The 4,995-nt window shown below is 59.9% G+C and carries 4 protein-coding genes; 2 read left to right on the top strand and 2 right to left on the bottom strand.

All coding sequences use genetic code 11. The features are described 5' to 3' along the window. Positions 1-210: 210 nt before the first annotated feature. Together PG5_RS32200 and PG5_RS32195 are read right to left on the bottom strand one after the other, a co-directional pair. Positions 211-408 carry a YbdD/YjiX family protein gene (locus PG5_RS32200; RefSeq protein ID WP_020801269.1) on the bottom strand — a complete coding sequence of 66 codons (198 nt, stop codon included), beginning with the start codon at positions 406-408 and terminating at the stop codon, positions 211-213. Next, complete coding sequence (locus tag PG5_RS32195; RefSeq protein ID WP_020801268.1) at positions 398-2,467, bottom strand: carbon starvation CstA family protein; 2,070 nt, start codon at positions 2,465-2,467, stop codon at positions 398-400. The genes PG5_RS32200 and PG5_RS32195 overlap by 11 nt, the downstream gene beginning before the upstream one ends. Positions 2,468-2,853: 386 nt before the next feature. Between PG5_RS32195 and PG5_RS32190 the strand changes: the two genes are divergently transcribed. Then, the gene (locus PG5_RS32190) at positions 2,854-4,221 is read left to right on the top strand and encodes a cache domain-containing protein (RefSeq protein ID WP_020801266.1); all 1,368 of its coding nucleotides are present in this window, start codon (positions 2,854-2,856) and stop codon (positions 4,219-4,221) included. Between the two features lie 28 nt (positions 4,222-4,249). Further along, complete coding sequence (locus PG5_RS32185) at positions 4,250-4,882, top strand: response regulator transcription factor (RefSeq protein WP_020801265.1); 633 nt, start codon at positions 4,250-4,252, stop codon at positions 4,880-4,882. Positions 4,883-4,995: the final 113 nt, after the last annotated feature.

Here is a 4,995-nt window from a genome sequence, read left to right as displayed (position 1 = left end):
GTGGCCGTTACCGCAGCAACGGATATGTACACCTGAAAGACAATTATCGCCTGCCAGGACGCCTTCGCCGGCAAGCCTGGCTCCTACAGTTCAAATAACAGGTCCGGCTGTCAGGCCACCTTCGCGAGCAAGCACCCACATCTGAACTGAACACGCGAAATCCCAAGCAAAAAACCCGGCTTTTTCGGCCGGGTTTCTTGATTCATTCATTCAACAACACTTCGGTCCGGACTTGCTGCCGTAACGGGCTTCCTGGCGTTCCCGAAAGAACGCCTCGTAATCCATCACCGGCTTGTCCGGGTGCTTGTTTTGCATATGCTCGACGTAGTTGTCGTAATCGGGCATACCCACCATCAGGCGCGCGGCCTGACCGAGGTATTTGCCCAGGCGACTCAGGTCATTGAACATGATCAGGCATCGGCAGCGCGTGGAACGGTGCTTCCTTGTCCGTTCGTTCCTTGGTGCCCCAGGCGGCGATACCGACCTTGAGTGCGAAGAACAGGATGCTGAACACCACGAACAGGAACAACGCGGTCAGCGTGGCGTTGGTGTAGGCGTTGAAGATCACGTGCTGCATCTGGTCAATGCTCTTGGCCGGCGCCAGCACCTGACCGTTGGCCAGGGCATCGCTGTATTTTTTCGCCAAGGCCAGGAAGCCAATGGCCGGGTTGGCATCGAACAGCTTGATGAAACCGGCGGTGGTGGTGCAGATCAGCAGCCATACCGCTGGCAGCAGAGTCACCCACACATACTGCTGACGCTTCATTTTGATCAGCACCACGGTGCCAAGCATCAGGGCAATACCCGCCAGCATCTGGTTGGAGATGCCGAATAATGGCCACAGGGTGTTGATACCCCCCAGCGGATCGATCACGCCCTGATACAGCAGGTAACCCCACATGGCCACGCAGCCGGCGGTGGCGATCAGGTTGGCGGTCCAGGACTCGGTGCGCTTGAGCGCCGGCACGAAGGAGCCGAGCAAATCCTGGAGCATGAAACGCCCGGCACGAGTACCGGCGTCCACAGCGGTCAGGATGAACAGTGCTTCGAACAGGATCGCGAAGTGGTACCAGAACGCCATGGTGTTCTCACCCGGCAGCACGTGGTGCAGGATCTGCGCGATACCCACGGCCAGCGTCGGCGCACCGCCGGCACGGGCCAGGATGGTGGTTTCACCGATGTCCTTGGCCACTGCTTGCAGCGCCTCCGGAGTAATCGCAAAGCCCCAGCTGCTGACGGTCTGAGCAACCGAAACAGCATCGGAACCCACAATGGCCGCAGGGCTGTTCATGGCGAAGTACACGCCCGGATCGATCACCGAGGCAGCGACCATGGCCATGATCGCCACGAACGATTCCATCAGCATGCCGCCGTAACCGATGTACCGGGCATGACCTTCGCTGGCGAGCAATTTTGGCGTGGTGCCAGAAGCGATCAGCGAGTGGAACCCCGATACCGCGCCACAGGCGATGGTGATGAACAGGAACGGGAACATACCGCCCTTCCACACCGGTCCCGTGCCATCGACGAATTGTGTCAGTGCCGGCATTCTCAGCTCGGGCATGGTCACCAGGATACCGATGGCCAAGGCGACGATGGTGCCGATTTTCAGGAACGTGGAGAGGTAATCACGGGGTGCCAGGATCAGCCAGACCGGCAGAACGGCAGCCACGAAACCGTAACCGATCAGCATCCAGGTAATCTGCACGCCGGTGAAGGTAAAGGCCTTGGCCCACACCGGGTCAGCGGCAATCTGCCCGCCCAGCCAGATCGAACCCAGCAGCAGGAACACGCCGATGATCGAGATTTCACCGATGCGGCCCGGACGGATGTAGCGCATGTAGATGCCCATGAACATCGCGATCGGGATGGTCGCCATCACCGTGAACATGCCCCACGGACTCTCGGCCAGGGCCTTGACCACGATCAGCGCCAGCACCGCGAGGATGATGATCATGATCAGGAAGCAGCCGAACAGCGCGATGGTGCCGGGGATGCGGCCCATTTCTTCGCGGACCATGTCGCCCAGCGAACGACCATTACGGCGGGTGGACATGAACAGGACCATGAAGTCCTGCACGGCACCGGCCAGCACCACGCCGGCAATCAGCCACAGCGTGCCGGGCAGGTAGCCCATCTGCGCCGCCAGTACCGGACCGACCAGCGGCCCCGCGCCGGCGATGGCCGCGAAGTGGTGACCGAAGAGCACGTGCTTGTTGGTCGGCACGAAGTCCAGACCATCGTTGTTGAGCACAGCGGGCGTGGCGCGATTGGGGTCCAGTTGCATCACTTTGTTGGCGATGAACAGGCTGTAGTAGCGGTACGCAACGAGGTAGATGGCGACGGCTGCGACGACGATCCACAGGGCGTTGATCGCTTCGCCGCGGCGCAGGGCCACGACACTCAGCGCAACCGCTCCCAGGACAGCCACGGCAAACCAGGCGAGGTGTTTAGCCAGACGGGGCATAGAGGGTCTCCTGCCGACAGCTCGTGACTGCGGCGGTAATTTTTATAATTGTGTCCGCTGTGCGGAGCTGGGCCAATATCCGCGCATGTCGTCCACAAATAAATCCGCGTTACTACGTACGCGGCATCTACGTAGTTCTACGTAGAACACACTGATCTGCTATTGAAAATTCGGCCCCTTGTGGGAGCGAGCCTGCTCGCGAAAGCGATCCGTCAGACGACATGGATGTTGAATGACCGATTGTTTTCGCGAGCAGGCTCGCTCCCACAGGGGATTGCGTTTCAATGGGCGGGCATCCCCGCCATCAGTCATTCCGTCCAGCAACGCTACAGGTCTGGCGTATCTTTGGCATATGATGCCGGCCCCTCGCGCGGGCAGGAGCAACCATGCAGCTCAAACACAAGATCGTCGCCCTCGGCATTTTGCCGCTGGTGTTGGCCATTGCCGTCATCTGTGCCCTGGTGATTTCCCTCAATCGCCAACTGGGTGATCAACAGGCGCAGCTGATCGAAGACAGCATCCTGATGAGCAAGCGCGCGGAACTGAAAAACTACGTCGAAATGGCGAAAAGCCTGATCGAGCCGCTGTACGACAACGGCCAGGGTGACGCTCGCGCCCAGCAACAGGTGCTCGAGGAACTGCGCAAGCTCAGCTTTGGCATCAATGGCTATTTCTTCGTCTACGACCATGAAGGCCGCAGCCTGATGCACGCGCGCCAGTCGGAGCTGGTGGGCAAATACCTGTGGGACATGAAAGACCCGCACGGCCTGCCGGTGATCCAGGCGCTGCTCAAGAGTGCGCAATCGGGCGAAGGTTTCCAACGCTACGCCTGGAACAAACCCTCCTCCGGCCAGGTGACCGACAAACTGGCCTATGTGGTAATGCTCGATCGCTGGGGCTGGATGCTCGGTACCGGCATTTACCTTGAAGATGTCGAGCGCGCCACCCAGCAAGCCCGAGCCGAAGTGGCCCAGGGCATCCGCAAGACCATGGTGGCGATTGCGGTGGTTGCGCTGGTGGCAGTGCTGTTTGTCTTCGCCACCGGCATGACCCTCAATGTCAGCGAACATCGCCTGGCGGACAAGAAACTGCAGCGCCTGACCCAGCGGATTGTCAGCCTGCAGGAGGAAGAGCGCTCAAGGGTGTCCCGCGAGCTGCACGACGGCATCAGCCAGGTGCTGGTCTCGATCAAGTTTCAGTTCGAACTCGCCAGCCACTTGCTGGAAAGCGGGCAAAACCACGACAAGGGCCTGGGCGCGTTGAGGGATGCCACCGCGCGCCTGGGTGATGCGATTGGCGAAGTGCGCAGCCTCTCCCACGACTTGCGCTCATCGTTGCTCGATACCCTCGGCCTGTCGGCGGCAATCGGTCAATTGGCCGCTGAGTTCGAACAGCGCAGCGGCCTTACCGTGACCTATGACGACAATGAATTCGACTGCCAACTGGTCGACGGCGCAGCGGTCTCGTTGTTTCGCATCGTCCAGGAAGGCCTGACCAATATCGAGCGCCACGCCCGGGCCAGGCACGTATCCATTACGCTGCGCGGCTGCGAACAATCGGTGCGGCTGACGGTGGTCGACGACGGAGTCGGTTTCAACGTCGCCCAGGTCGAACGTCGCCACGTCGGCATTGGCTTGCGTAATATTCGTGAACGCGTCGAACATTTTGGTGGCCGCTTCGAACTGATCTCGACGCCCGGACGCAGTGAGCTGGATGTTCTGCTACCGATGAAGCTGCCTGCCAGCAAACGCTGATGCCCCAAAAACAAGAGTGAAGCCTGCAATGAACCTGCCCTCCCCGATCCGCGTCGCCCTGGTCGACGATCACGCCCTGGTCCGTGACGGAATAAAGGCGCTGCTGTCCGTCATGGCCCCCCTGGAAGTGGTTGGCGAAGCCGAAAGTGGCGCCGAAGCCATCGAGATGGTCGGACGCTGCCAGCCCGACCTGCTGCTGGTCGACATCAGCCTGCCGGACATCAACGGCCTGGAACTGACCCGCGTGCTGCGCAGCCAGTACCCGTCGCTAAAGGTATTGGTGCTGAGCATGTACGATAACTATGAGTACGTGAGTGAATCACTGCGCTCGGGCGCCAGTGGCTACGTGTTGAAGAATGCCCCTTCACGGGAAATCATCGCGGCCATCGAAGCCATCTCCAGCGGCGGGACCTTCTACAGCGCCGACATCGCCCAGCGGCTGATCGCCGACAAAAACACCGACAACGAACTGACCCCCCGTGAAAGCCAGGTTTTGTCGAAGATGGCGCAAGGGCTGAACAACAAGGAAATGGCACGGGAACTGGATATCAGCGTGCGCACGGTGGAGACACACCGCTTGAGCATTCGGCGCAAGCTCAACATCGACAAGCCGGCAGCGCTGGTCAAATACGCGATCGATCACGGGCTCATTTCGCGCTAGCGATCATTGACTGCGTCAATAGTCACCATTAACTCAATGAAGTTCTCTTAAAAATTCCACGGCGTAACATCAGCTCCATACCAACCAACAACACCCCGGAGCACACGATCATG

Source organism: Pseudomonas sp. G5(2012) (genome assembly GCF_000408945.1).
GTDB classification, from domain to species: domain Bacteria; phylum Pseudomonadota; class Gammaproteobacteria; order Pseudomonadales; family Pseudomonadaceae; genus Aquipseudomonas; species Aquipseudomonas umsongensis.
This window is presented reverse-complemented; position numbering and strand designations above follow the sequence as displayed.

Coding starts and splice junctions, on each gene's coding strand:
- PG5_RS32200 (WP_020801269.1), bottom strand. CDS start 408: ATGTTCAATGACCTGAGTCGCCTGGGCAAATACCTCGGTCAGGCCGCG.
- PG5_RS32195 (WP_020801268.1), bottom strand. CDS start 2,467: ATGCCCCGTCTGGCTAAACACCTCGCCTGGTTTGCCGTGGCTGTCCTG.
- PG5_RS32190 (WP_020801266.1), top strand. CDS start 2,854: ATGCAGCTCAAACACAAGATCGTCGCCCTCGGCATTTTGCCGCTGGTG.
- PG5_RS32185 (WP_020801265.1), top strand. CDS start 4,250: ATGAACCTGCCCTCCCCGATCCGCGTCGCCCTGGTCGACGATCACGCC.